The organism is Roseibium sp. ROS1 (genome assembly GCF_054658215.1).
This window is the reverse complement of sequence record NZ_BAAGIG010000007.1, coordinates 73,196-97,511: the sequence shown is the minus strand read 5'-3', so window position 1 is coordinate 97,511 and position 24,316 is coordinate 73,196. Positions and strand designations below refer to the sequence as shown.

25 protein-coding genes and 1 pseudogene are annotated in these 24,316 nt (G+C 54.5%); 14 read left to right on the top strand and 12 right to left on the bottom strand.

Annotation, left to right across the window (positions count from 1 at the left end; genetic code table 11):
* Window positions 1-476: 476 nt before the first annotated feature.
* Window positions 477-701, top strand: coding sequence for a helix-turn-helix domain-containing protein (locus tag ACYQ6M_RS28930; RefSeq protein WP_209018171.1), 225 nt, complete (start codon window positions 477-479; stop codon window positions 699-701).
* Window positions 698-1,954, top strand: a complete 1,257-nt coding sequence (locus tag ACYQ6M_RS28925; RefSeq protein ID WP_460077304.1) for a HipA domain-containing protein — start codon at window positions 698-700, stop codon at window positions 1,952-1,954. Before ACYQ6M_RS28930 ends, ACYQ6M_RS28925 begins: the two co-directional genes overlap by 4 nt.
* 268 nt (window positions 1,955-2,222) lie before the next feature.
* On the opposite strand, the gene ACYQ6M_RS28920 is transcribed toward ACYQ6M_RS28925, so the two are convergent.
* The 4 genes from ACYQ6M_RS28920 to ACYQ6M_RS28905 all read right to left on the bottom strand — a co-directional run bounded on the left by ACYQ6M_RS28920 (window position 2,223) and on the right by ACYQ6M_RS28905 (window position 6,360).
* Complete coding sequence (locus ACYQ6M_RS28920; protein WP_460077302.1) at window positions 2,223-3,527, bottom strand: TRAP transporter large permease; 1,305 nt, start codon at window positions 3,525-3,527, stop codon at window positions 2,223-2,225.
* Window positions 3,524-4,030 (bottom strand): TRAP transporter small permease, encoded by a 507-nt coding sequence (locus ACYQ6M_RS28915; RefSeq protein ID WP_062487862.1) that lies wholly within the window; start codon window positions 4,028-4,030, stop codon window positions 3,524-3,526. The genes ACYQ6M_RS28920 and ACYQ6M_RS28915 overlap by 4 nt, the downstream gene beginning before the upstream one ends.
* A gap of 5 nt (window positions 4,031-4,035) precedes the next feature.
* Window positions 4,036-5,025, bottom strand: a complete 990-nt coding sequence (locus tag ACYQ6M_RS28910) for a TRAP transporter substrate-binding protein (protein ID WP_460077300.1) — start codon at window positions 5,023-5,025, stop codon at window positions 4,036-4,038.
* A gap of 168 nt (window positions 5,026-5,193) precedes the next feature.
* Window positions 5,194-6,360 carry a LysR family transcriptional regulator gene (locus ACYQ6M_RS28905; protein ID WP_460077298.1) on the bottom strand — a complete coding sequence of 389 codons (1,167 nt, stop codon included), beginning with the start codon at window positions 6,358-6,360 and terminating at the stop codon, window positions 5,194-5,196.
* Between the two features lie 203 nt (window positions 6,361-6,563).
* Here ACYQ6M_RS28905 and ACYQ6M_RS28900 point away from each other — a divergent pair, with 203 nt between their 5' ends.
* From ACYQ6M_RS28900 to ACYQ6M_RS28880, 5 genes are all read left to right on the top strand, one after another.
* On the top strand, window positions 6,564-7,298 hold the full coding sequence (locus ACYQ6M_RS28900) for a PIG-L deacetylase family protein (protein WP_460077296.1): 735 nt from the start codon (window positions 6,564-6,566) through the stop codon (window positions 7,296-7,298).
* 8 nt (window positions 7,299-7,306) lie between these two features.
* Complete coding sequence (locus ACYQ6M_RS28895) at window positions 7,307-8,260, top strand: VOC family protein (protein WP_460077295.1); 954 nt, start codon at window positions 7,307-7,309, stop codon at window positions 8,258-8,260.
* A 9-nt stretch (window positions 8,261-8,269) separates the two neighbouring features.
* A complete protein-coding gene (locus ACYQ6M_RS28890) occupies window positions 8,270-8,941 on the top strand; it encodes a 4-carboxy-4-hydroxy-2-oxoadipate aldolase/oxaloacetate decarboxylase (RefSeq protein ID WP_460077293.1) in 672 nt (223 codons plus the stop codon).
* Complete coding sequence (locus ACYQ6M_RS28885; RefSeq protein WP_460077291.1) at window positions 8,934-10,022, top strand: 4-oxalomesaconate tautomerase; 1,089 nt, start codon at window positions 8,934-8,936, stop codon at window positions 10,020-10,022. The genes ACYQ6M_RS28890 and ACYQ6M_RS28885 overlap by 8 nt, the downstream gene beginning before the upstream one ends.
* Window positions 10,023-10,628: 606 nt before the next feature.
* Window positions 10,629-11,795: an AAA family ATPase gene (locus tag ACYQ6M_RS28880; protein WP_460077290.1), complete on the top strand. Its 1,167-nt coding sequence runs from the start codon at window positions 10,629-10,631 to the stop codon at window positions 11,793-11,795.
* A gap of 537 nt (window positions 11,796-12,332) precedes the next feature.
* On the opposite strand, the gene ACYQ6M_RS28875 is transcribed toward ACYQ6M_RS28880, so the two are convergent.
* Complete coding sequence (locus ACYQ6M_RS28875) at window positions 12,333-12,536, bottom strand: hypothetical protein (RefSeq protein ID WP_460077288.1); 204 nt, start codon at window positions 12,534-12,536, stop codon at window positions 12,333-12,335.
* Window positions 12,537-12,652: 116 nt separating this feature from the next.
* Here ACYQ6M_RS28875 and ACYQ6M_RS28870 point away from each other — a divergent pair, with 116 nt between their 5' ends.
* Complete coding sequence (locus ACYQ6M_RS28870) at window positions 12,653-12,904, top strand: type II toxin-antitoxin system VapB family antitoxin (RefSeq protein WP_460077286.1); 252 nt, start codon at window positions 12,653-12,655, stop codon at window positions 12,902-12,904.
* Window positions 12,901-13,329, top strand: coding sequence for a type II toxin-antitoxin system VapC family toxin (locus tag ACYQ6M_RS28865; RefSeq protein ID WP_460077283.1), 429 nt, complete (start codon window positions 12,901-12,903; stop codon window positions 13,327-13,329). Before ACYQ6M_RS28870 ends, ACYQ6M_RS28865 begins: the two co-directional genes overlap by 4 nt.
* Window positions 13,330-13,664: 335 nt before the next feature.
* On the opposite strand, the gene ACYQ6M_RS28860 is transcribed toward ACYQ6M_RS28865, so the two are convergent.
* Window positions 13,665-13,886 (bottom strand): hypothetical protein, encoded by a 222-nt coding sequence (locus tag ACYQ6M_RS28860; RefSeq protein WP_460077280.1) that lies wholly within the window; start codon window positions 13,884-13,886, stop codon window positions 13,665-13,667.
* Between the two features lie 166 nt (window positions 13,887-14,052).
* On the opposite strand from ACYQ6M_RS28860, the pseudogene ACYQ6M_RS28855 reads away from it, so the two are divergent.
* Window positions 14,053-14,259 (top strand): annotated as a pseudogene (locus tag ACYQ6M_RS28855) (IS1380 family transposase); the annotation flags it as partial.
* On the opposite strand, the gene ACYQ6M_RS28850 reads toward ACYQ6M_RS28855, so the two are convergent.
* Complete coding sequence (locus tag ACYQ6M_RS28850; RefSeq protein WP_460077278.1) at window positions 14,259-15,059, bottom strand: class I SAM-dependent methyltransferase; 801 nt, start codon at window positions 15,057-15,059, stop codon at window positions 14,259-14,261. The pseudogene ACYQ6M_RS28855 and the gene ACYQ6M_RS28850 overlap by 1 nt on opposite strands.
* Entirely contained in the window at window positions 15,056-16,198 is a 1,143-nt protein-coding gene (locus ACYQ6M_RS28845; protein WP_460077276.1) for an NAD/NADP octopine/nopaline dehydrogenase family protein, read from the bottom strand. The genes ACYQ6M_RS28850 and ACYQ6M_RS28845 overlap by 4 nt, the downstream gene beginning before the upstream one ends.
* Window positions 16,199-16,341: 143 nt before the next feature.
* Between ACYQ6M_RS28845 and ACYQ6M_RS28840 the strand changes: the two genes are divergently transcribed.
* Genes ACYQ6M_RS28840 through aepY form a run of 4 tightly spaced genes read left to right on the top strand, consistent with a single transcriptional unit; the run spans window position 16,342 to window position 19,264 of the window.
* A complete protein-coding gene (locus ACYQ6M_RS28840; RefSeq protein WP_460077274.1) occupies window positions 16,342-16,860 on the top strand; it encodes a discoidin domain-containing protein in 519 nt (172 codons plus the stop codon).
* 34 nt (window positions 16,861-16,894) lie between these two features.
* On the top strand, window positions 16,895-17,332 hold the full coding sequence (locus ACYQ6M_RS28835; RefSeq protein WP_460077272.1) for a cupin domain-containing protein: 438 nt from the start codon (window positions 16,895-16,897) through the stop codon (window positions 17,330-17,332).
* Between the two features lie 31 nt (window positions 17,333-17,363).
* Complete coding sequence (locus tag ACYQ6M_RS28830) at window positions 17,364-18,074, top strand: HAD family hydrolase (protein ID WP_460077269.1); 711 nt, start codon at window positions 17,364-17,366, stop codon at window positions 18,072-18,074.
* A 38-nt stretch (window positions 18,075-18,112) separates the two neighbouring features.
* Window positions 18,113-19,264 (top strand): phosphonopyruvate decarboxylase, encoded by a 1,152-nt coding sequence (gene aepY / locus ACYQ6M_RS28825; RefSeq protein ID WP_460077267.1) that lies wholly within the window; start codon window positions 18,113-18,115, stop codon window positions 19,262-19,264.
* A gap of 97 nt (window positions 19,265-19,361) precedes the next feature.
* On the opposite strand, the gene ACYQ6M_RS28820 is transcribed toward aepY, so the two are convergent.
* From ACYQ6M_RS28820 to aepX, 4 genes are read right to left on the bottom strand one after another with little or no spacing between them, the layout of a single operon-like run.
* A complete protein-coding gene (locus tag ACYQ6M_RS28820) occupies window positions 19,362-20,618 on the bottom strand; it encodes an MFS transporter (protein ID WP_460077266.1) in 1,257 nt (418 codons plus the stop codon).
* A complete protein-coding gene (locus tag ACYQ6M_RS28815) occupies window positions 20,615-21,922 on the bottom strand; it encodes a diaminobutyrate--2-oxoglutarate transaminase (RefSeq protein WP_460077264.1) in 1,308 nt (435 codons plus the stop codon). The genes ACYQ6M_RS28820 and ACYQ6M_RS28815 overlap by 4 nt, the downstream gene beginning before the upstream one ends.
* 51 nt (window positions 21,923-21,973) lie before the next feature.
* Window positions 21,974-22,717: a GntR family transcriptional regulator gene (locus ACYQ6M_RS28810; RefSeq protein WP_460077262.1), complete on the bottom strand. Its 744-nt coding sequence runs from the start codon at window positions 22,715-22,717 to the stop codon at window positions 21,974-21,976.
* Window positions 22,717-23,637 carry a phosphoenolpyruvate mutase gene (gene aepX / locus ACYQ6M_RS28805; protein WP_460077261.1) on the bottom strand — a complete coding sequence of 307 codons (921 nt, stop codon included), beginning with the start codon at window positions 23,635-23,637 and terminating at the stop codon, window positions 22,717-22,719. Before aepX ends, ACYQ6M_RS28810 begins: the two co-directional genes overlap by 1 nt.
* Window positions 23,638-24,316: the final 679 nt, after the last annotated feature.

The window sequence follows — 24,316 nt, the reverse complement described above, 5'->3', positions numbered from 1 at the left end:
GAGAGCCGCGGAGCGTGGGGACACCCCGCAGGAGGCCGCGCAGCGGTTCATCCTTGATCTGCCGGGGGCGGAGCCCCAATCGAAATAGTCAAAGCCCGGCCTTGGCCGGTCATTCTTGTGAGGTGAAGTGTCTCGGAACTAACGCGTCGAGCGCGACTGCAAATAGTTTGCCACTGGGTGTACCACTAACTTTATCTGATCTATTTGCAGGAATGGTTCAGGAAGCCGTTGAAGGTGCCGGAAACTAAAATTCGCATCGCTTGCATGAATGCAAGCCAAGGCTGCAGCCTTCCTTTTGAGGAACTGTTTTTAGTTTGGCATTTTGTGCGCTTCTTACCTTGATAACAAGATCGCAATCATCCCGTTCGGGGTGAATTTTAGACGATATCTTTCTCTTTTCATAAAATCACCCCGTTCGGTGCTTTTTCACACAACAAGCGTGAATGTGTGATAGAATCGTCCCGAAGGGGATGATTATGAATACCGTCAAAGATCAACATCAACTCGGGCAACTCATCCGTGCCGAGCGTAAACGCCAGAGGCTCACGCAAGAACAGCTTGCCGGGCTATCCGGTGTTGGTGTGCGCTTTGTCAGGGAGCTGGAGCACGGCAAGGAAGGCTGTCACATCGGGCTTGCTTTTACCGTGATGCAAACGCTCGGTCTGTCGGTCCAGGTGACTGGCCGAGGGAGTACAGTATGAGCCGCGCCCTGGATGTATATTTGCGGGACGATAAGGTCGGCCGACTTGAACAGAATGACAGCGGTCAGCTTTCCTTTGCCTATACCCCTGATTACTGCGCTATAAACAAGGCCGCTATTTCGGTTTCGATGCCGCTTTGCGAAGAAGCGTACCCGGACGCGGTAGCACGCCCATTCTTCTCCGGACTTCTACCCGATGAGCGGGCGCGCCAGCGCCTTGCTTCCGCGCTCGGCGTTTCCCGCGAAAATGCCTTCGGACTTCTTGAGATCATCGGCGGGGAATGTGCGGGCGCACTCTCCCTCGTCCCGCAAGGCTGGGACCTGCCCGCATTCGATACATGCGAGACGGAACCACTTAACGAAGAACAGCTCGTCAAAGTTCTCGACCTCTTGCGGCAACGCCCGCTTCTGGGTGGCGAAGAAGGCGTCCGCCTGTCACTTGCCGGAGCACAAGACAAGTTGGCAGTATGCGTGCAGGACGGTCAAATTTCGCTGCCGAAAAACGGCAGGCCAACAACGCATATCCTCAAACCGTTTATAGAGGGGTTGGATGGAACAGTCGAAAACGAGCTGTTTTGCATGATGCTGGCCGCGCGGATGGGGCTGGACGCGCCGTCCGTTTCGAAATCCTCGGCAGGGAAAACCGATTTCATCCTTGTGGAGCGCTATGACCGCCACGTTGAAAAGGACGGTTCGATCAGAAAGCTCCATCAAGAAGATTTCTGTCAGGCACTCGGCGTGCCGCCGGAACTCAAATACGAAGAAGAGGGCGGACCTGGCGCTTCCCGCTCTCAGGAACTGATACAGGAATGGACGCAGCGTCCGGCGGCGGATCGGCTGACCTTCCAGAGGATGCTGATCTTCCATTACCTTGTCGGCAACGCCGATGCGCATGCCAAGAACTACGCGCTACTCTATCGGGATGGGACGCCCGATCTGGCGCCGCTCTATGATGTCGTCTGCACCGCTGCGTATCCGCGCCTTGCGAAAAAGATGGCTATGCAGATCGGGGGACGCTCGCTGCCAGATACAATTCTTCTGGAACATTGGCTCACCCTTGTACCGGCTACCAAATCCGCACAAAGACTGCTAACCAGAGAGCTTGCCAACATGACCAGCGAAATCGGTGAAAAGGCCGATGCTTTGCTGGAGGAGCTGGGGGAAGCCGGCATATATCACCCCATCCTCAAAACAGTGCGCCGGATAATCGAAACTCGGGCGAAGCTGGTGTTAAGTACGATAGAGAACGCGTGAAGACCAGAAAAGGGCATCCTTTTTTGCCTCCTTGAGAGTATCGATACCTACTCTCGTATGCTCACCCGCATTCGCCGCCTGAGTGGAACGATCGCCTTCACCTCCGGTGTTTTCAGTGGCAGCAAAGCCTTTCCGCTCCGTTTGTTTGCATATAGCAGAATGGCGAACGCCTTCAACATGATGCTCAGTTGCTTCTTGCAAAAAAGTAGAAGGCTTCTCTCGCTATGCTCCGAGTTAATTTACTGTTTTCCTGCTGATTCTCGGGCGGCTATCCGAACATGCTGTTTGGTAAAAGCAATGCAATTTGCGGAAAGCAAACGATCAGCAACAGGCAGAGGATCATCGCCAGCAGGAAGGGGGCAACGCCCTTGAAGATCGTTGCCATCGGCACATCCCGGGCAACACTGCGAATGACGAAGACGTTGAGGCCCACTGGCGGCGTGATCATGCCCATCTCTATGACGATCACTGCGACAACGCCGAACCAGATCGGATCGAAGCCCTGCTGCAGTACGATGGGAAAGAAGATCGGCAGCGTGATCACTAGCATGGCAAGGCCATCAAGGAACATGCCGAGTACCACGTAGCACATCAGGATCAGCAACAGCGTTCCATAGGGACCGAAGCCGAGCACGGTCAGGAGATCGGAGAAGGCGACCGGCAATTTGGTGACGGCGAGCAGTGGATTGAGCACATTGGCACCGATGACGATCATGTAGAGCATCGCCGAGGTCTGAACGGTTTCCAAAACCGCGTTGGCGAAGGTCCTGAGTGTGAGTGCCCTTGTAGCAATGGCGATCAGGATGACGAGCCCGGCGCCGATGGCTGAGGCTTCTACGGGGGTGAAAACCCCGGCATAGATTCCACCAATGGAGAGCACCATGACAGCGATGAGCGGCAGCGCGGCACTGAGAATGCGCAAGCGGTCGGAAAAGGCCATCGGATCGCCTGGGCGGCCTGCCTCCGGCTTTCTCAGCACAGTCAGCCAGACGGCCGCCATGAATAGAGCAGTCATCAGGAGGCCCGGCAGAATGCCAGCCATGAAGAGGCGGCCGATCGATTCCTCCGTCAGGATGGCATAGAGCACGAAGCCTGTAGAGGGCGGGATGAGGAAACCGAGCGTGCCACCGGCAGCAATCGAACCGGTGGAGAGACCGTCTGCATAGCCAAGGCGGCGCATTTCCGGCAGGGCGACTTTACCGATAGTGACAGCGGTCGCAACGGAAGAGCCGCTGACTGCGGAAAAGGCTGCGCAGCCGAGCACGGAGGCAGACGCGAGCCCGCCACGGAACCGGCCGACCCAGGCATAGGCGGCATCGTAAAGCCCGCGACTGAAGCCCGCCGCGGAAGCCACATTGCCGAGGAGGACGAACATCGGCACTACTATCAGCGAATAGTTGGTGACCGAGGAGTAGGTCTCTGTGACCAGAACGGCACCGGCGGTGCGAAAGCCTCCCTGAAGGGCCATCCCGAAATAGCCGACAATCAGCATGGCAAACGCAACCGGCGTGCGGAAGATCATCAGGCCGAAAAGGGCGACGAAGGCCAGGACACCAAGCGTCAGATCCGTCATTTCATTTCCTCACCCGTCATCAGAATGACGACGATCTGGAGAACCATCACGAAAACACAGAGGCCCATGCCTGCGACCATCATCCCGTAGAAGGGCCAGATCGGCAGGGAGAGCATGTTGGTGACATCCTCGAACTCACGCGCATCAAGCAGTTTCAGCCAGGAGCGGTAGACCAGAACGGAGAGTACGAAGGTGCTGACACATCTTGAGAAGAGGTCGCCGGAGAAACGGCCTGCACGTCCGATGGCACTGTCGAAGACATCGGCACGCACATGCCCATTGCGATCTGTGCACCAGGGTAGCGCCAGCATGACGATGGCGACTGCAACTAGTTGCACGATCTCGTTGATGCCGAGGATCGGGCTCTGAGCCACGTAGCGCAGCAATACCGCCACGAAGACAAGACCGACCAGGAAGAGCAGGAACAGACCGGCGAGCGCAGCGAGGGCCAGAGTGGCCCGGTCGACAAGTGCCGGCCAGGCCTTTTTGGAGATGGGAGACATTGCCGTTACTGCGCCTGCAGTGCGGAGACGACATCACCGGCGGCAATACCGCTGGCGGTGGCTTCTTCGATAGCCTTGGCACGAGCCTCATCGGCGAGCGCGTTGAACGCAGCAGCCTCTTCGTCGGACAGGCGAATGACCTGCTTGCCATCCATCTCGGCAAAGGCGTCGATGCCCTTGTGAGCCGCGGCCACCTGTACCGCGTTCGCGGTCACGGAAATCTCCTTGCCGATCTCCTCGACAGCCGCCTTCTGTTCATCGTTCAGGGAGGCGAAGCTGTCGCGGTTCATGACGATGAAGAAGGGGGAAATGGTCGTATCGAAGCCGACAGTGAGATACTTGGAGACTTCCCCAAGCTTGAAGGCCTTGGTGCCGGTCCCGTCAATGAGTGCTCCATCGATAACCCCGGTCTGCAGCGCATTGTAGATCTCCGGAACCGGCATCGAGACGGGCGTTGCACCCCAGGCCTCGACCAGCAGACCCGCGTTGCGTGAAGGCACACGGATCTTCAGACCCTTGACATCGTCTGGTGTGCGCACTGGCTTTTCGCGGGTGTAGAGCACGTTGTCGGCATTGGACCAGAGGCTGACGAGAACGGCGCGTTTGAATTCGGGCTTGAAGAGATCGATGTTCTTCCAGATGACTTCCGTGCCGGTCTCTTCGTCGATGACGCCGGGCAATTCGGTCAGCAGCGTCACCGGGAACTGGGAGGCGGTATAGCCAGGCAGGCCGACCGCAAAATCCGCTACACCGTCGACGGCACGGGAGAATTGCTCAACCGGACCCGGACCGAGTTCACCACCAGCATAGATGTGAACGGTGATCTCGTTGTTGGTGGCGGCAGCCAGCTTCTCGGCAAAGGGCTCGAAGGCGCCTGCCTGGTAGGGGTTGGCCGGTGGCATGAAATTGGCGAACTTCAGCTCGCTCGCCTGGGCGGCGTTTGCAAAAAGGCCGAGTACCAGCGCAGCCCCGGTAAGTGCCTTGGATATTTTCATGGACGGATCCTCCCGTTGAGCGTTACCGGAACCGCAAGGGGTTCCTGATCGCTCTTTCCTTCTCACCGGAGAGGTCTGTGCACCATTTGAAAGCAGTCCCGCCTCCATCAGTTTTTGCTATAGTCGAAAGATTATGCTGCTAGCTTCGATAGAATTTCACTTTTGTTTTCAGTGGTCGTAGCGATGAAGCAGCGCCAGGAGCGCTTTCTGGCTGGCCGTCGGCTCCCAGCCCGTGCGAGTGGTGATGCCGATGGGACGGGAGGTGTCCGGCAGCTGGAACGGCAAGGCGACGATGCGGCCCGCCGCGATTTCCCGGCCTGCCTGGAGGCTCGAGACACAGGCAAGATGATCGCTCAACGCCAGCAACTCCCTGGCAAAGATCATCGAGCCACTTTCCACGACACTTTCCGGCAACTGGCCACCATTCTCCTTGAACAGGCGATCGAAGTGGCCGCGGGTCGGCGTGCCCCGGGCGGCAACGACCCAGGGCCAGGACCTGAGATCGTCAACGGTAAGGCCCCTTCTGCCGGCAAGCGGATGATCCTTTCGAGCCATCACCGTCAGACTGTCATTGAAGAGCGCGCTTTGTTCGATGTCTTCGATTGGCAGAGGATTGCGCAAGGCGCCGACGAGAAAGTCGACAGCACCGCGCCGCAATTCCCGGATCAGCTCATCATAGGGCCCATCCAGGACTTGCAGCTCGATCCGCGGCCAGTCCTTTCGGAAGGCAGCCACCACCGATGGCAGGATATAAGCACGTGACAAGGGCATGGCGCCGATGACTATACGACCGCTTTCCCGGCCCTTCAGTTCCGACATATCCATCGCGGCCTGGGCGAGTTCAGCGAACATCAGATCGGCCGCGCGGGCGAGGCTCTGTCCTGAACGGCTCGGCACGATTCCGTTCGATGTGCGCTCCAGAAGCGGTTTCAGAGCCTCCTTCTCAAGCTGACTGACAGCCCGGTGCACAGTCGGCTGGGCAATGCCGAGCCGCCGCGCGGCAAGGGTAAAGTTGGCGCAATCGCAAACGGCGACGAAGGCACGAAGCTGGGCTGCGGTGGCAGTTACCTGCAAACGGGGAGCTGTCGCCAGAAAACTGGCGTCGATGAGGCCAAGCGCCCGTTCAACCCGGCGTCCGAACACCTTGCCGACCTGGGAGACGAAGACGCCATGAGCCGACCGCTGGAAGAGTGCCGTTTCCAGCAGGTCCTCCAGCTTGTTGATGGCCTGAGTTACCGCCGGTTGCGACAGGCGGCATTCCTCCGCCGCCTTCGTGATGGATGAGTTGCGCGATGCGGACAGAAAAACGCGCAGATGACGGAGATTGAATTCCAACGTTTTCTCCTGTCGGCGTTTCGCGGGCATCTTTGTTACGCACCGTGCAAGCGCAACGATCCTGCCTCATAGACTGCCAGCAGAGAAGCTTTGACGGAAGACCTTATAGCCAAAACTTATGAGGCGTTGCGTCCCTTTGAATTGGCCTTCTGCGCGCAGAGACGGGAATATCCGGCCAAGTAACAATTACAGGGAAACCGGATATGCCAGCTTCCAAGACTGCACTTGTCATAAGCGCCCATGCAGCCGACTTCGTCTGGCGATGTGGCGGCGCCATCGCGCTGCATGGCGAGCTCGGCTACGACGTCACTGTGCTCTGCCTGTCATTCGGTGAGCGCGGGGAAAGCGCAAAGCTCTGGAAGCAGGAAGGAATGACAATCGACCGCGTCAAGGACGTGCGCCGCAAGGAGGCGGAAACCGCAGCCGAAAAACTCGGCGTGCATGATCTCGTCTGCCTTGATCTAGGTGATTACCCGCTCGAACTGACACGGGAAGACAAGGCCTGCGTTGTCGATGTCATCCGCAAGGTTCAACCGAGCTTCATGCTGAGCCACTCGCAATATGACCCCTACAACACCGATCACATGTACGCGACCCAGGTCGCACTTGAATGCCGGATGATCGCACAGGCCTGGGGTCACAACCCGGGTGAAAAGGTGCTCGGTGCGCCGCAGCTTTACCTCTTTGAACCGCACCAGACGGAGCAGATGGGCTGGAAGCCGGACACGTTCCTGGACATCACATCCGTCTGGGAAAAGAAGCGTGCGGCCATCGAAAGCATGGCTGGCCAGGAACATCTCTGGGACTATTACACCCGCGTCGCGGTCAACCGAGCCAACCATTTCAAACGCAATTCCGGCGGCCAGTCAGGTGGCCGGGACTGCAAATATGCGGAAGGCTTTCAGTCGATCTTTCCGCGCACCGTAGACGAACTCTGAGGTCTCCAATGCCGGATCATTGCCATGATGTCGCCCATCTGGGCCATGTCGAGATGTACACCGACCGCTACGAGGAAAGCCTCGCTTTCTTCACCGATGTCTACGGCCTGACGCTTTCCGGTGAGGACGAGACATCCGCTTACTTGAGGGCCTGGGACGACTACGAATTCCATTCGCTGAAGCTGACGCGTCACTCGACTACGGGCATCGGTCACGTGGCTTATCGTGCTGCCTCACCGGAGGCGCTCAACCGGCGTGTCCGTGCTATCGAGGGCTCCGGTTACAAGGTGCACGGCTGGGTGTCCGGTGATCTTGGCCACGGCCGCGCTTTTCGCTTCGAGGATCCGTTTGGCCACGTGTTCGAAATCTACTACGAAACCAAATGGTTCAAGCCACAACAGGATACAGAGAAGGCGGCACTCAAGAACACTGCCTCCGCCTTTACCGGCGCAGCGCCGCGACGGCTTGATCACCTCAACCTGCTGTCCGAAGACGTCAGCGAGTTCCGCGAGTTCATGGAAACCTGCCTTGGCAGCCGGGTGACGGAATATATCCAGCTCGACAACGGCCGGATCGGTGGCTGTTGGTTCACTGTCAACAACAAGACTTACGATCTTGCCTGTACGGAAGAACATGGCGGGGGCGCCGGGCGGCTGCATCACGTTACATATGCGACCGACCAGCGCGAAGACATTCTGCGCGCCGCCGATATCTTCCTTCAGAACGGGGTTCATATCGAAACCGGGCCGCACAAACATGCGATCCAGAGCACCTTCTTCCTCTATGTCTGGGAACCGGCCGGCAATCGGGTCGAGCTTGCCAATGCTGGCGCTCGGCTGATCCTCGCACCCGACTGGGAACCGGTCTGCTGGACAGAGGCGGACCGTAAAAAAGGACAGGCTTGGGGTCTGAAGACCATCGAAACCTTCCACACCCACGGCACACCGCCGACCAGGAAATAGGATTTCGTCATGGGTATCGTCCGAACCAATATCCAACGTGCCGATGGCGCGGTGATCAAGGCTCTCGGTGCGGCAGGCGTTGTGACCGTGCACGAGGCCCAGGGACGCATCGGGTGTCTAGCCAGTTACATGCGCCCCATTTACCGGGGCGCCCGAATTGCAGGCTCTGCCGTTACCATTTCCGCGCCTCCGGGCGACAACTGGATGCTGCACGTTGCCATCGAACAGCTCAGCGAGGGTGACATCCTGGTGCTGGCTCCAACCAGTCCTTGCGATAACGGCTATTTCGGCGATCTCCTGGCGACCTCGGCCATGGCACGGGGCTGCCGAGGACTGGTGATCGATGCCGGCGTACGCGATGTTGCCGATCTGGCGGAGATGGGTTTTCCGGTCTGGTCGAAGTCGATCTCGGCGCAAGGAACGGTCAAGGAAACTCTAGGCTCAGTGAACGTGCCCATCGTTTGTGCCGGACAGGCGATCGATGCCGGCGATATCATCGTCGCCGATGAGGACGGCGTCTGTGTTGTACGCCGCGAGGACTCGGAAGCCGTTCTCGCCGCCGCCGAAAAGCGTCTTGCAACCGAAGAAGCCAAGCGAAAGCGGCTTGCGGCAGGGGAACTTGGGCTAGATATCTATGACATGCGTCCCCGGCTTGCGGAGAAGGGCCTGAAATATGTCTGAAGCCTTTGAAATCGACGGTATTCCCTGTCTCTGGATGCGTGGGGGCACTTCGAAGGGGGCCTTTTTTCTGGCGTCCGACCTGCCCTCCGACCCTCAGGAACGCGATGCCCTTCTGCTTCGTATCATGGGTTCGCCCGACCCGGTCCAGATCGATGGCATAGGCGGTGCCGATCCGCTGACCTCGAAGGCGGCTATTGTCAGCGGGCCGACACGCGATGATGCGGATATCGACTATCTGTTTCTACAGGTTTTCGTCGACCGGGCGGTCGTCACCGATGCGCAAGCGTGCGGTAACATCCTGGCAGCCGTTGCCCCCTTCGCGATCGAACGCGGCTTGGTAAAGGCGGAAGTCGGTGAAACGCCGGTCCGTATCCATATGGTGAATTCTGGCGAGACGGCGGTTGCCCGAGTGACAACGCCTGGCGGCCGCGTCAGCTATGCGGGGTCAACGTCGATTGCCGGTGTCCCCGGCCATCACGCTCCGGTACCACTGTTCTTCCAGAACATTGCCGGCGCCATGTGCGGCGCTCTGCTGCCGACAGGAAACGAGACCGACACTATCGATGGGGTCGAAGTCACGCTGATCGACAACGGCATGCCCTGCGTGATCCTCCACGCCTCCGATTTCGGCCTGACGGGAACTGAAAGCCGTGAGGATATCGACGGCAACGAGGTGCTGAAGGCCCGCATCGAGGCGATCCGCCTGAAGGCCGGACCCTTGATGAACCTCGACGATGTCACCGACAAATCCGTGCCGAAAATGACTTTGGTCTCACCACCGATGGGGGGAGGGACGATCTCGACCCGCAGCCTCATTCCGCACCGATGCCATGCCTCCATCGGCGTTTTCGGCGCCGTTACTGCTGCCACTGCCTGCACGCTTGCGACCGGCCCGGCTGCAGACTGTGCCAGGCTGCCGAACGACGGCGTTTTCAAGGTTGAGCATCCGAGCGGAGCCGCGGAAGTGCTGATCGAACAGAATGCCTCCGGTAGCGTCACCGGAGCCGGCGTCATGAGAACCGCGAGAAAGCTCTTTGACGGTCGCGTGTTTCCTGCCTTCAAGGCTAAATCACTGGTGTGAAGGGAAAAATAATTCCAGGCATCGGTTCAATTTGAAGATGCCGAAAGACAGACTTCGCTGCACCAAGGCGGATCGCCATTCGCGCAATCCAAATCCTGTTGGAACACACCAAGACTGAAAACACCGTCAGGCATCTGGCGTGTACATCGAAGATGCCCTGTAACCCGCGGAACATGCCGAGATTTGAAAATGCGCGGCCCAACACACTGCGGGGCGGCGCATTACATGATAATTTCCTATGTGCAGAATGCCACCAACCGTCGGCTTCGGCTCCCTATTTCGGTCAATCATAAGCTTTCGGCGTGATCTTTAAAGCTGTCGTGCATTGCGGGGCGTACAAAGGTCCATATAGGGGCAGCAACCGGACTGGCCGCTAGTGGATTCTCGCACGGCAACAACGGACATGCAGACATCTAACCGATGAGGTCCGAGTTAAGCCCATTGCGGTCATTCAAGGAACAACCTGCGTTAGTACCGCATGGGATAGTAGGCAAAATAAAGGGCAAAACGACGCGCCTCAACATCTTCAGACTCATCTGAACACTTGTCTTTATAGGGAATTGTAGGAATATATAAATAAATATAAGGTGGTATAAGGTGTTCATTATGGATGAAGTCAGAAACCCATTTGTTCCTGGAGCTGGAACTAGGCCCCCCGAACTCGCTGGTCGCGACGACATACTGAAATCCGCGAACATAGCTGTACAACGCGTTTTGGCTGGCAAGGGCGCACAGTCTCAGATGCTGCTCGGTTTAAGAGGCGTCGGCAAGACCGTTTTGCTAAACAAAATTGAAGATATTGCCTCAGGTCACGGTCATAAGACTTCTTTCATAGAAGCTCCAGAAGACAGAAGGCTGGTAGAGCTTCTGTACCCCAAGATGCACCAAGTTCTGAGGCAACTCTCTGCAGTGGAAGCGGCCAAGGCTGCTACCAGCGCAGCGTTAGGCGCTCTGCGTTCGTTCGCTAGCGTGTTCAAAATAGAATTCGGCGAATTCGCTTTTGGTGTAGATGCCGAGCAAGGCGTCGCGGACAGCGGTAACTTAGAATATGACGTCGCTGACATATTCATGCGGATCGGAGAGGCAGGACGGGCTGCTGGTAGCGCTTGGACGTTGCTGATCGACGAGGTTCAATACCTTAAGGAAGAAGAATTGGCTGCGATTATCGTTGCCATTCACAGGACAAACCAAAAGGGCTTACCGGTCTTGTTCTTTGGTGCTGGGCTGCCACAAATTGCGGCATTGTCTGGGGAGGCGAAGTCCTACGCTGAGCGACTGTTCATCTATCCAGCGGTGGACGCTTTGACTGCGGAAGCAGCTAGCGAGGCGATTGAACAGCCGATAAACGAGGAGGGGGAAAATATCGAGCCTGTAGCCTTGGCTGCTATCGTAGCCAAGACTAGAGGATATCCATACTTTCTCCAGGAGTGGGGATTCCAAGCTTGGAATGTTGCCGAACAATCTCCAATCACCGAGGCCGATGTGATCCGAGCTGCTGAAGCAGCGCTGAAGAGGTTGGATGAAGGTTTCTTCAAAGTACGCTTTGATAGACTGACACCAAAGGAGCGAGACTATGTTGTTGCGATGGCGAAGCTCGGAGCCGGCCCCTATCGATCATCTGATGTTGCTGATGTCCTAGGTGAAAAACTCACATCACTCGGGCCGAGGCGCGCCACCATCATCGCAAAAGGCATGATTTATAGCCCTTCTCATGGCGATATCGCTTTCACAGTGCCCATGTTCGACGAATACCTCAAACGTCACTGGATGTAGCAACGGTAGACTCTGCACGACGGAATGTTAGCAGCAGCATCTGCAAAGTCGTCGCGCTTTCCAGCTTCACGGCATTTCTCATGTCGCGCTATAGACCTGCCGAATTTAACTGGGGTCGAATAGGTCCTTTGTCAAATTGTGAAGGCATGTCTCCTATGGGGACGCACAGCCGCCGTCTTGCGGAAATGGGCTTCGACGGAGCAACGAATGGCCGGTTAGGCCGAGTGCGCCGCAGCATCATTTTACCTGGTAAATGTCTGCTTCGGGCCGGAAGCGTCGACGCATTCAGGGCTGACGAATGTCCGCTAACATCAAACGGAGCACACTAGGTGCCAGTCCGGTCACAGCCCATAAGAGCCCTTTCATGACAGGCGGTGCGCAGTCAGGTGGAACTGGCGGCAGCTACCTTGCACAGAAAAGCTATTCGCTTAGCGGAAGAAGATAAAACATATTTATTTTCAGTATTTTATCAAAAATCGCATAATGTTTATTATGGAACATCTTTGATCATTTGGTCAAATTTGTGCGCGAATTCGATCAGCGTTTGACCTTCGCGATCTCGCGCAATTCTTCCTGATGATCACGCACCCATTCAAGCGTTTTCAGAATGCATTCGAGACGCAAGATATGTTCCGCTTCCTGGCTTTCGACGTGCCCACGCATGCGCTGATGGTCGCGCCGGCGTCTTTCCAGCACATCGCGGATTTCATCGATTTGCGCACATATCGAACGTTCTGCCATTCGCCGGTTCCTGAGGACAAAGGAGCACATGCCTCAACTGCACGATGCCGGGTACGCAAGTCAGTTGTTGGAATATTCAAAATAAGATATACGAATATTCAGAAAGGAATAGTCCGATGCCCCTTTACATCCGAGACTCTAGCGTTGACGACCTGGCCGAACAAGTCCGTATCCGGCTCGGCGCGCGCACCAAAACAGACGCAGTGCGGGCCGCTCTCCAGCATGAGCTTGAACGAGCAGAAGCTGCGGTACCGTTGCGCGAAAAATTTGCTGTTTTACGATCCCGTGCGCGGGAACGCCTGGGACCGCCCGTTCACGGCGTCGATATGAAAAAATTGATGGACGAACTGTGGGAGGAAGGCGAGTGAGTTTTGTCGATGCCTCGGTCATCGTCGCCATTCTCAACGAGGAGCCCGGCTTCGAGGAACTGGAAAAGCGGCTCGCCAACGTCGAAGGGCAGCTTTATGTCTCGCCCATGGTCCGCTTCGAGGCTGTTGCTGCGCTTTCGCGACTACAGGTCTCTGTGGCCGAGGGCAAGGTTGACCGGGAACAGGTGATCTCGGAAGCCCGAAGCCTGGTCGATGAGTTCATTCAAGCCCTTCAAGCGAAGGAAGTTGTCATCGATACGCGCACGGGAGCTGGGGCGCTTGATGCGATGGCGTGCTACGGCAAGGTTGCCGGACATCCAGCGGCGTTGAATCTCGGAGACTGTTTCGCCTATGCCTCCGCCAAGACCTACCGCCTCCCCCTGATTTACAAAGGCAATGACTTTTCACAGACGGACCTTGGATAACTCCGGAGCCATTGTGGAGACGTTGACCGCGACAGTCCCGATTGTCTGGACATGCCCAGAAATGTCGAAATCCTCTCCGCCGGCGGAACTGCTGTTTTTTTCCCTTGCAACATTTGGCGGCAGCGTTGGGTAGTCGCAATTCCGCGGCTACAACAGCTCAAGGAGCCAAACAATGTCTGAATTCCTTTTCATCGTCGTAGCAGGTGCTGGCGCCTTCTTCGTCTTTGTCATCTACCCAAAGATTGAGGCGGCGATCGATGATTTCTGCCGCCGCCACCTCTGATAAGAACAATGGCCCGGATACCAATCCGGGCCATTCGACTTGATCGGGGCACTCAGCGCAACTCATTGAGCTTGTTCTGAAGTCGGCGACCATTAAGGGTGTGCAGAAGATTGAACTTGTCCTTGTCGGCACCGTTCGGGTTGAGGAACATCCAGTTGTCGGCCGTTACCCGGGTCTTGCCGTTCTCGGAGCGGAAGGTGAGTTCCACCTGAAGAAGGGGATCGCCCTTGGTGCGCTCTTTCAGCCGATTGTTGTCGTTGATGCTGGCAGGCATGGTCTTGCTGAACAGGATCCTGTTAGGTGTCTCGCCGGTGACGCAGAATGCAAGGCTCGGCTGGGTAAAGATCGCCTTGGCCCTTGCTTCCGACAGTGAGAACGGTTGGCTTGTTGTCCGGAGAGTACCGGGAGACGACGCTTGCGGCCTCGACGTCGTGTTTGGCATGGCGGCCCGCATCTTTGCCATCGCCGGCGGCAACGATCTGGACCGGATTTGTTTCGACCCGGCCTTCAATATCGCCTGCAGACGGTTGCCCGACCTCAGGACCGACATCCGCCTGGGCCAGGTGCTAGGCGATCTGTGGCTGTCGAGTTATCCCGTGCCGACGGAAAGCGTCACCTTCAAAATCGACGACACGGTGGATGTCATTCAAAAGACGTCCGAAATTCGTTGAACACCTACAAAACGCGCAACCATTGTCATTTCTTCGCCATTGAAATCCGAAAGTTCCATGTTTTCGTTATCCGCCATATCTAAAACCTCAAACCCAGCGGTTTCAAGGACATAGGCTACCTCCTCCGGGAAAAACAGACGATAGGAACACTTGTCAACGTGAACACTTTGTTCATTGATGCTCCAGACACGCTCCCGATGTACCCGCTGGAGCTTTCGATCAATTCGGTACGTGATCCTGCCAGTTGCTTCTCCTTCTGGTAATTGTACCTTGATTGTCTTTTCTGGATGGGAAGACGCGACGTCCAGGAAACGTGCTGCGTTAGAGATATTTACGATCAATATCGCCTGAGGCAGCATGTGCCGTACGAGATTGTTCAGAAATGCCCTAATGTCATTCCTCGTTAAGAGGTACGACATGATGTTTCCCAATGCGAGTGCCGCGGAGAATTGGCGATCAAACCGCGTTTTTCTGACGTCTCCTAGTATGAACCGGCCTCGGCCAGCCTTTTGGGCAAGGCGTAACATGCCTGCATTGGCGTCAACACCAACAGCGTCGACGCCGAGCGCTGCGAGCGCATTGACTTCGCGCCCTGTACCACAACCGAAGTCAATGACAGAGGTCGGCAAGCTGCGACAGTACTTTTGGAACTGAACCAGACACAAACGAACCCTTTCATGATTACCGTCCGGGTATACCGTTTGATACAGCTCCGGCACAGAATAGAGTAAGTTTGAACCTGTAATCTCGGACAGTTCGTTACAAATCTCAGTCATGCCGCTCGCTCAAGTTTCGGCCAATCGCGGGGAAAATATTCAAGAGCCGACGGCTTCTCGCCTCCCAAAAAACCAACTGTCCATTTGTAGATCTCGGCAATGTGCGGCATAGTCACGTTTAGACGGTGCGCCATTTCCAGCAAGAATGACAACCCGTAATAAACATCTTCATGCACGCCGGGGTGATCCATCTTAAAGAGGTATCCCGAGCCATCTTCCTGTTCCACCATTGGAATGAAGGATTGAAAGGCGGAACATGTGCGGAATGTGGACAGCAACGTTCGAGGATCTTCGATTGACGAAGAATACTGATCGACAATCTTGCCATGAAGTGTCCCAGCACCGGCCAGTGAACAGCCGAACTCCGCTTCAACTGCTCGTATCAGCCGTTGCTGCTCTTCATCGCAGCGCGTCAGGAAATATGCCGCGAGTTCGGTTAGATCCCGCCACCACCTGACACGTTCCTTGAACGGCTTGCCGTCCCACTGCGAATAGGGCCCCATTCGCGCATAGAGCACACAGGGATGAATGAATCCTAGTGGGCTCAGGGTCATTTCTAAAAAGCTGCCTAGTTCCTCCAGAGGCTGAGGAAACAAATGGTTGATTAGTGTACGTGCCTTGGCTTTGAGTGTGTCGCTAACACCCTCCGCAAAACCGAGATATAATTTGTCTTTGAATCCTCCGAGTTGGACGGAACACCCTGGATCCATCCTTGGGCTTGTGGCGGGAACGCCACGCAAACCCCAAACAACAACATTGTCGCGCTGTCCTAAGACGTGATCCACCAACCAATCAAAGCCGCCGCATGCCGGGATGGCACCGACGTAGACCGGCCTATCGGTAGGAATATGCGCCGCCACCGCCTTGAGAGTATCCGGCCTGCCGTTTGCGGTTTGTGTGAAGATGATGACATCAGCTTCAGGGGCCAGATCGGAAAAATCGGAACCTACCGCGTCTGGAATGGCTGACCCAACCACCTTTTCATCGAACATCAGCTGAATACCCGCCTCAGGCATGCGTTGTTTGATGATTTGCGCCTTGCGGGTATGCCAGAGTACGCGCACGTCTGGCCGCTGTTTCAGCAATACACTGTACAGGTGACCTGTTCTGCCGCCACCGGATATCAATACATTTGTCATGACCTAACCTCTCATGATGATGAGAGAGCCATAACTCAATACTAGCTAAATACTTCAATTATTTAAAATTTATTATCTGAATATATTGCGATTATTCCCAAAAAACCGATGCAACATGGCTTGATGGAAAAGAGGAGTGTTCCATGATGCATCTAACGAACAGCTTGTCAGTAGTTGAGTTTCCTGAAATCGCTGGAGATACCCCGCTCCCGACCAAACAGGCCCGCAGGGCAACACGGCTTGCTCAATGTCGCGTTATCCGTTCTTCCGGCTGTCATCGGTATGGATACTGGAATGAGCAATTCCTGTTCGACGGTAGGACTGACACAGGTTGGTGTACACCAAGCCGGAAAAATCGCCAGAGGGAGTTTCTTGAAATCGATTTGGCAACGGAAAAAGCGATCACTAAAATGCGTTTGCTCTCACGGTCAATCAACAAGAACGCCGGGCTTCCGGAGCATATCACCATTCTCGTTCCAGACGCTGTCGGATGGAAGTCAGTGATCGCCTTAAAGGTCGGCGAACAAGACCTTTCCAGTTGGTACGAATGGCCTTTGCCCCACATTTCTGGTCCCACGATCAGGTTAGAGTTCGATGGTGTCGGTATCCGACCGGAAGGGAAATACTTCCTCCAGTTCATGGCACTCGAATTCTACGCCTGATTTCAGATCACCTCAAAAAGAAGGGACTTCTCAAATGCAGCATCTCGCACAACCCGCAAACGAAACTCTCTTCGCCGACCAAGTTGCCAAGTTCGGTGCATGGGGCTCAGACAATCTCGTTGGTTGCTACTGGGGAATCGGCGAAGGACAGGAACTTGTGCCACACCGACTTGAGGACGCGGATCAAATCTACATCGTCCTAAACGGTGAATGTGAACTCCGTACCTATAACCCAGACAGCGTTGGATCGGACTATTTCTATCGGCCACGGCCCAACCAAAGGGTGGAACCTTCCCCCAAGTTTCCTCAGGCTGAGTCAGCGCTCAAACAAAAGGCTGCTTTGAAATCCGGAGATATCGTCGCCGTTCCCGCCGGCGAATTGCATTCCATTTTCAACCGAAGTTCTTCGCAACTGGTCATTTTTGCAGTCGGAAGGCCGGCGATCGATCGTGCCGACTACTTGACCCGTTGAGATGTGACCGCTCCAAAAAGGATGCATAGCCATGTCAGCACAGTTTAAGCAACCTGCTGTCTTGTTCGATTTATATTCAACGCTGGTGGAGGAACAAAAGGATAACCCCTTTTACCCCGCGATGATCGCGAACCTCTCACTGCCCGAAGCATTTTGGCCAGCTTACCTAGCCTGCGGCAGTGCATCAATGATCGGTCATGTCGATGGAATGGCCGGGAGGATACTCAAAGCATGCGGCATTGCCGGATGCGAGCGTGACACGCAGACGGTCTACGGCTTTGTCGATGCCCACATTGAGCTGTTTCAAGCTTCAGTCCAAGTTTACGAAGATACCTTCTCTGCGCTCCAGCAAGTAACCGGAATGGGGCTGAATACCGCGCTCGTCAGCAACGCATCGAGCTATTCTCTTCCAATCATTCACAATCTCGGTTTGAACGATTTTTTCGATGCTATGTCTTTGTCGTATCAGTTGGGCGTCCTCAAACCAGACAAAGCAATCTATTTGGATGCATGCACCCGACTCGGTGTCTCCCCAGAAAACTGTATTTACGTCGGAGACGGTGGGGACAAGGAACTCTTGGGGGCGCATGATCTGGGAATGACGACCATACTCGTTAATCGAAACAAGCCGCACACAGCCAGTGCACGCCAGCACGCTAAGCATGAAGTTCGCTCACTGACGCATGCGATCAATATTGTTGAGATTCTCATGGAATCAAAAACGCACGCGTTTGCTTGTTAAACGGCTCAACAGCATTCATTTCCACGAGAGGTAACCTTATGCCCTTTAGTGCACATTTCATTCTCGATTTGCTGCGGGAAAATGGCTTTGACTACTTTAGCGGCGTGCCCTGCTCCTACTTGAAACATCTTATCAACGCAGTCATTGAAGACCCCCGATATCACTATGTAAGCGCGACCAGCGAAGGTGAAGCAGTTGGTTTGTGTTGTGGGGCCAAACTAGGTGGACGGCAGCCTGTCGTCCTCATGCAAAATTCCGGGTTGGGAAATGCGGTAAATCCGCTCACGTCACTTGCTTATCCGTTCAAGATTCCTCTGCTGCTGATAGTATCCTGGCGCGGAGAACCCGGAAAACCTGACGAACCGCAGCATGAACTGATGGGACGGATCACTCACCAGCTTCTTGGTTTGATGGAAATCGATCACGCTGTTGTGCCGGATGACGAACAGGCTTTCCGTGATCTACTCAAAAAGGCTGCATCCACCCTTAGAGAAAAACGGTCTTTTGCGCTTATAGTGCGGTCCGAAACGATTGCTTCTAAGGGCGAGTTAGCTGCCCCTGCGTTTCCTTTGAGCGAGGACCACGCGACGGGCGGAAGCATTTGTTACCTTGACCACGAACCTATCATGGGCCGCTACGAAGTTCTTGAACAGATCGTCGCGGCAACCTCATCAGACGTGGCCATTGTCGCAACTACAGGCAAAACGGGCCGTGAACTCTTCACAATCAAAGATCGGCCGAACCAACTGTACATGGTTGGTTCAATGGGTTGCGCTTCTGCGGTCGGTGCGGGACTTGCCAAAACGACGTCAAGAAAGGTGCTGGTGTTGGATGGTGACGGAGCAGCCTTAATGAAAGCCGGCAACATGGCCACAATCGGCCAGGAAGCTCCCGAGAACCTGATTCATATCATACTCGACAACGGCACGCACGATTCAACAGGTGGCCAGAAAACGGCATCACCGAATGTGGATTTTGTGCAACTCGCCAGCTCCATGGGTTACAGGAACGGAAGCGAATGCAGGACTTTGAGCGATGTGAAAACAGTCATGGAGAATGCACTCCGCTCGAAAGGTCCGCACCTCATCCGCTGCCGAATTGGCCCAGGATCGATATCACCTTTGGGCCGTCCAAGCGTGGCCCCGAACGTTATTGCAGAGCGTTTTGAACGAAATCTGGTCTCAATCTGAGTTGTCAGGATCGTGTCGTCGGTGTTTGTGACAATCGCAAACACCAATTTTTCCCGGCCGAATGCAGCATTTTCCAAACGACTGACGAAGTCGATCTTTATTCACCAGGCATAGGCTCGGAAACTTGTTCTCTGCCCTTCCAAACAAGATAAAGGATGCCGACGATAAGAGCCGCAAGCAAGGCCAGCCCTTCACAGATCCAGAGGAGCGAGAGAGGTCCCAACTGGCTGAAAAGTGTAGCAAACAAGACAGGTGCGACAGCATTGGTGAGCGAGAATGCCACATTCACCCGCCCAATCATTGTGCCGTATTTGCGTGTACCAAACAGCACCAACGGTACTGATGCACGAACAATTGTCATGAGACCATTGGAAAGGCCGTACACCACGACGAAGATCCACACCGCAATTTGAGGCGGTCCTGACAGAATGATTATAAATGACATAACTTGAAGTGTGACAGCGACCACTGCCGTCGTAATGGCTGGATAGCGATTCCCTAACAGCATCTCAATCGCCCTACCGCTTACCTGACTTGGTCCGGTAAGCGACGCTGCTGTGATAGCCGCTCCAGCTGCCAAGCCCAGTGCACCAAACACGTTGATGAGATGAAGCGTAAGACCTGCCGAAACGAGGGTATTAGCCATTACCAGTCCTGAAAACAGGCCGAACGCCCAAGTTGCCTTTCTTCCCGAAAGAGCAGGTGGGATCGTTTCTTTGGTCACCTGAATTTTGTTTCGCCGAGGCGACAAGAGAACCAAAAAGAGCGGGAGACACACAAACACATGCAATGCAGCAAAAACCAAATAGGTATTACGCCAACCCGTCTGCTCCACTAAGAAATGCGTCGCTGGATAAAAAATTGTCGACGAGAACCCACTGAACAATGTCAAAGCCGAGACAGCTTTTCTCGCGTGCTTGCCGGCAATTTGAACCATAGCAGCGTAGACACCCGTGGAAAGAACCAACGGAGACACCAAGCCCAAGAGCCCCCAGCTAAGCCAAAAAACCAATTGATTGCTGGCATACGCCAAGAAACTAAGCGCCAAGGCCGTAACCACAGCACCGAGTGAAACAAGGGCCCGTGAACCTCTTTGGTCAATCAGGGCCCCAATTTTGGTGGAGGTTGCTGCTCCTGCCAACATAACCACTGTAATACCGAGAAAAACTGCCTCTCGACCTACGCCGAGTTCATGACCCATTTGATCAGCGAGCACGGCGGGTGGATAGAAGATTGTTCCCCAGCCGATAATTTGCGTAACCCCGAGGCCCGACACAACAACGTAAGGCCAGAAGTCGGTTCTGAGTTTAGAGTTGGGAAGGGTCATTTCTTGTTTTCTTTTGTCCAGTTTCACTTCCACGCTTCCCTTATGACTTCTTTGACGATTTCCTCCAGTTGCGCCAGGACGGATTCCAACTGTTGAACGTTGCTTGTCAGGGGCGGCAACACCTTTAAGACGTCATCGCGACTGCCACACAAAGTCGAAAAAATCCCTTGTTCCCAACAACGACGCATCACACGGTCAGACATTGAGCGATCTTCGAATTGGAGCCCCTGCATAAGTCCCCTTCCGGTTCGCCGCACAGTTCTACCATCAATGGTTGAAATGCGATTCAAGTAATTATTGAGTTCAGATGTCAACTTTGCGACATTTTCCAAAAAGGCGGCATCTGACCACAACGCTAGCGCAGTCGTGGCAGTGACGAATGCATGATTATTGCCACGAAACGTTCCCGCGTGTTCACCGGGTCGCCATTCGTCAATTCCGGGCCGGATCAACAAAATGGACATCGGAAGACCAAATCCGCTTAGCGACTTTGAAAGACAGACAATGTCAGGATCGAGCGACGAGAACTCCCAACTGAAATAGGTTCCCGTGCGACCAGATCCGGCAAAAATATCGTCAACGATAAGCAAGCTTCCCAGGTCATGTGCCAAGTGTTGCAATCCGATCAACCAGTCTGTACTGGCAGCAACCATGCCTCCTTTTCCCTGAATGGTTTCGACGAGAAAGGCAGCCGGCGGATCGAAGCCGCTTGCAGGGTCTTCGTACAACTTACGGATGTTGTCTATTTGTTCAGAACCCAATCCGAAGTAGCCGTAGTAAGGAAGCCTTGCCACCCCGTGAAGTACGGAAGCGGACGAATTGCGGGCAAAGGCGTATGATGTCGCGGAAAGAGCACCTTGCGTTAAACCATGATAAGCGCCGGTAAATGCTGCAATCGTCGTTCGGCCAGTCACCTTTCGAGCAAGCTTCAACGCGGCTTCGATGGCGTTTGTACCAGTCGGAGCTGCAAACTGGATCCGGTAATCCATCGCCCGTGGTACGAGTATTTGCTGGTGGAACGCGTCAATAAACCTTTGTCGCGCTGGCGTAAAATGGTCAAGAGCATTGGGAATGCCATCCTCATCGAGATAGCGTATCAGTGCCTTCTTCATTTCTGGATGATTGTAGCCATAGTTTAGAGCCCCTGCTCCAGACGTTAGGTCGAAATACAATCGTCCATCCGATGTTGTGAAGTATGAGCCAGATGCAGTCGCCTTAATCTTGGGGAACAGCCTGGACATCGATCTCACATTCGATTCCTGTATGTCCCCTTGCTCGTTCAAGATTTCCGCGCAATATGGCGCGCCCTCGTAAACCTCCACCCGCTCCATGTTCGGCTCCGGATTAATTTATAAACTTAGATTTTTTCAGACTAAAATTTCTCAGGCGACATACTGTCGTCGCAGCGGAGGAGTTTCCTTTGCGTCACCGGTACTTACCAATATGCTAGGACAATCAATTCGGAAGCGTTCAACCATGAACTTTATCTCCTCCGAGCCGGCCCTGCGGCACGATTCTCGAACCAGCTCCGGCAATTGCTGACTAAGCCGAGAGCGATGTTCCGTGAACGCTTCCAAAGCGGCCTCGAATTGACCGCGTTCAAGAAGTTTGACGCTTTCATCGCAAGCTTCAACCGTGGCACCTCCTCCGGAATATTTCAAAAAAAGATTCATAAGCGGAAAAAATGTTCGGTCGACATAATTACTGACAATGCCGATGATCTGGCTATTTTCGCTACATGTCGCAATGCTGCGATAGAAATGAGCAAGAGACGTTGGGACGTCAACGTCAAAGGTCACCGCAGGATCCAGTGATTTGGGAATATTTGCTCCATATTCCCTAAAGCAGGCGGCAAAAATAGTGTCGGCAAGATGATGAAGTTCTTCAAGCTCCAGTATATCGTATCTACGCCCAAAATAACCCCGACTTGGCACGAAGCTAACGATGTTCTCATAAGCAAGATGCGCAAGGGCCTCCCGAACGGGGGTTGCGCTCAACTTCAGGCGATCACCCAGTTCATGCGGTTGCAGATGCTGACTGGGGCTGAAACTCCCGCAAATGGCTATCTGCTTGATCTGTACGTAGGCGATGTTGGTTTTACTCGTGCGACCAAGACCTTCTTGCATCACGCGACCTCGCGATGCAGTTTCGGAAGGAACCGCATTTCTGCGTCCGCCAGCTCGTCGTACGAAAGCAGGTCAAACAGTTGTTCAAGCGTTGCGATAGATTCTTCGGAAGTTGCAACAGTTTGCTCCGTACGGACTTTATGGCATAGCGCAGTCATCGCCGTGATCGCCGCTCTCAGGCTGTGATTTGCCCAGATCACAGTGGATATACCAGCGTCACGATAAACATCCGTAGGCGTATTGAAATACTTCGTCGGTACGATAACCACCGGAGCCCTGTTCTGCCACCGATCCGCGAATGAGAGAATTTCCGAAGCGTCTGAACGCCTTGAATGGATTAAGACTGCATCAGCACCTGCGGAGACGTATGCTTCGGCCCGCCGCAGCGCCTCAGCTTCAGAATGGCCCGCAATCAACGCTTCGATGCGGGCAACGAGCACGAAATCTGACCGAGTGACAGTATCGCGAATTGCCTTTATCCGCCCACAGAATTCGCCAATATCCGCTAGCGGGTGACGGTCGCCAACAAAGGAGTTGAGTTTCGGAAACTCCTTGTCCTCTATGCATATCCCGGCTGCACCACGGTCACAGAGTTTCCTCGCCGTAAGTCTTGCATTGTTGAAATTCCCAAACCCGCTATCGGCATCAACGAGGATAGGCACCGACACGACATTCGCCATGCGCTCGATTGTATCCACTAGATGCAGCCATGATGCCTCATTGGCGTCCCTGAATCCGAGACTTGAGGAGATTGTCAGTCCAGAAGCCCAGATAGCGTCGAAGCCTGCCCTTTCAACAATCTTTGCGGACACGGCATCATGCGCCTCCATGAGAAATCCGAGCTCAGGGGCTTGGACAAGTTCAAGCAGAAGCTTTGGCGTCTGCAAGGGTTCGGAAAAATCTGTTGTGCTTGATGACATGGAGTAACCACCGCTAATTGAAACGATGATGCACGATACACTAGTAATTTTGAACTTTGCTAGCTCAGGTTTAATATTTTTTGAATATTTTCTTTTTGTTTTCAAATAGATAGAAAATAAGACAAATGTGTCAGAAGATCACCAACCGATGAAGTTTTTATGACAATTCCATTGCAATCCCGATTACCTGATCCTCGACGAACTGGGCAAGCGAGGTTTCCACATGCTTTTAACGTCTGCTCTCCAATGATCCGACTTCCGCGGAGAAGTGATCCGTCTGTTGCAGCTTGCGGCCCAGCTTGGCACCGGGATCGGCCCGGCAGATCAACACCCGAAACTGATTTTCATCTGGAAGCAGGATGTCAAACGGCTCCTGGATGGAGAGTTTTCCAGGCCGTTGGAAAGGAAAACCCGGCAAGCACTCACCGAAGCCTTCGCCTCGATTGCATCGAGGCTATGAGGACCGCGCCATTTTTATGGTATTGTTTCCAGCTGACAATGCCTCGAAGAATTCATCTCGTCAGCGTAGCCTTACATCAAACGAACAGATCGCATTGACCGGCCGCAGCACTTACTGGTAACGATCGGTTATTTCCCGATATGTTTGCAAACCGAGCATCGGGTAAGTGCAATTCACGTCTCTTCGCCGAACCGGGATGCGCTCGCAATTCCAACCGGT

Bases quoted from the DNA above. Each gene is read 5' to 3' on its own strand.
- ACYQ6M_RS28930 (WP_209018171.1), top strand. From the start codon at position 477: ATGAATACCGTCAAAGATCAACATCAACTCGGGCAACTCATCCGTGCC.
- ACYQ6M_RS28925 (WP_460077304.1), top strand. From the start codon at position 698: ATGAGCCGCGCCCTGGATGTATATTTGCGGGACGATAAGGTCGGCCGA.
- ACYQ6M_RS28920 (WP_460077302.1), bottom strand. From the start codon at position 3,527: ATGACGGATCTGACGCTTGGTGTCCTGGCCTTCGTCGCCCTTTTCGGC.
- ACYQ6M_RS28915 (WP_062487862.1), bottom strand. From the start codon at position 4,030: ATGTCTCCCATCTCCAAAAAGGCCTGGCCGGCACTTGTCGACCGGGCC.
- ACYQ6M_RS28910 (WP_460077300.1), bottom strand. From the start codon at position 5,025: ATGAAAATATCCAAGGCACTTACCGGGGCTGCGCTGGTACTCGGCCTT.
- ACYQ6M_RS28900 (WP_460077296.1), top strand. From the start codon at position 6,564: ATGCCAGCTTCCAAGACTGCACTTGTCATAAGCGCCCATGCAGCCGAC.
- ACYQ6M_RS28895 (WP_460077295.1), top strand. From the start codon at position 7,307: ATGCCGGATCATTGCCATGATGTCGCCCATCTGGGCCATGTCGAGATG.
- ACYQ6M_RS28890 (WP_460077293.1), top strand. From the start codon at position 8,270: ATGGGTATCGTCCGAACCAATATCCAACGTGCCGATGGCGCGGTGATC.
- ACYQ6M_RS28885 (WP_460077291.1), top strand. From the start codon at position 8,934: ATGTCTGAAGCCTTTGAAATCGACGGTATTCCCTGTCTCTGGATGCGT.
- ACYQ6M_RS28880 (WP_460077290.1), top strand. From the start codon at position 10,629: ATGGATGAAGTCAGAAACCCATTTGTTCCTGGAGCTGGAACTAGGCCC.
- ACYQ6M_RS28875 (WP_460077288.1), bottom strand. From the start codon at position 12,536: ATGGCAGAACGTTCGATATGTGCGCAAATCGATGAAATCCGCGATGTG.
- ACYQ6M_RS28870 (WP_460077286.1), top strand. From the start codon at position 12,653: ATGCCCCTTTACATCCGAGACTCTAGCGTTGACGACCTGGCCGAACAA.
- ACYQ6M_RS28860 (WP_460077280.1), bottom strand. From the start codon at position 13,886: ATGCCTGCCAGCATCAACGACAACAATCGGCTGAAAGAGCGCACCAAG.
- ACYQ6M_RS28850 (WP_460077278.1), bottom strand. From the start codon at position 15,059: ATGACTGAGATTTGTAACGAACTGTCCGAGATTACAGGTTCAAACTTA.
- ACYQ6M_RS28845 (WP_460077276.1), bottom strand. From the start codon at position 16,198: ATGACAAATGTATTGATATCCGGTGGCGGCAGAACAGGTCACCTGTAC.
- ACYQ6M_RS28840 (WP_460077274.1), top strand. From the start codon at position 16,342: ATGATGCATCTAACGAACAGCTTGTCAGTAGTTGAGTTTCCTGAAATC.
- ACYQ6M_RS28835 (WP_460077272.1), top strand. From the start codon at position 16,895: ATGCAGCATCTCGCACAACCCGCAAACGAAACTCTCTTCGCCGACCAA.
- ACYQ6M_RS28830 (WP_460077269.1), top strand. From the start codon at position 17,364: ATGTCAGCACAGTTTAAGCAACCTGCTGTCTTGTTCGATTTATATTCA.
- aepY (WP_460077267.1), top strand. From the start codon at position 18,113: ATGCCCTTTAGTGCACATTTCATTCTCGATTTGCTGCGGGAAAATGGC.
- ACYQ6M_RS28815 (WP_460077264.1), bottom strand. From the start codon at position 21,922: ATGGAGCGGGTGGAGGTTTACGAGGGCGCGCCATATTGCGCGGAAATC.
- ACYQ6M_RS28810 (WP_460077262.1), bottom strand. From the start codon at position 22,717: ATGCAAGAAGGTCTTGGTCGCACGAGTAAAACCAACATCGCCTACGTA.
- aepX (WP_460077261.1), bottom strand. From the start codon at position 23,637: ATGTCATCAAGCACAACAGATTTTTCCGAACCCTTGCAGACGCCAAAG.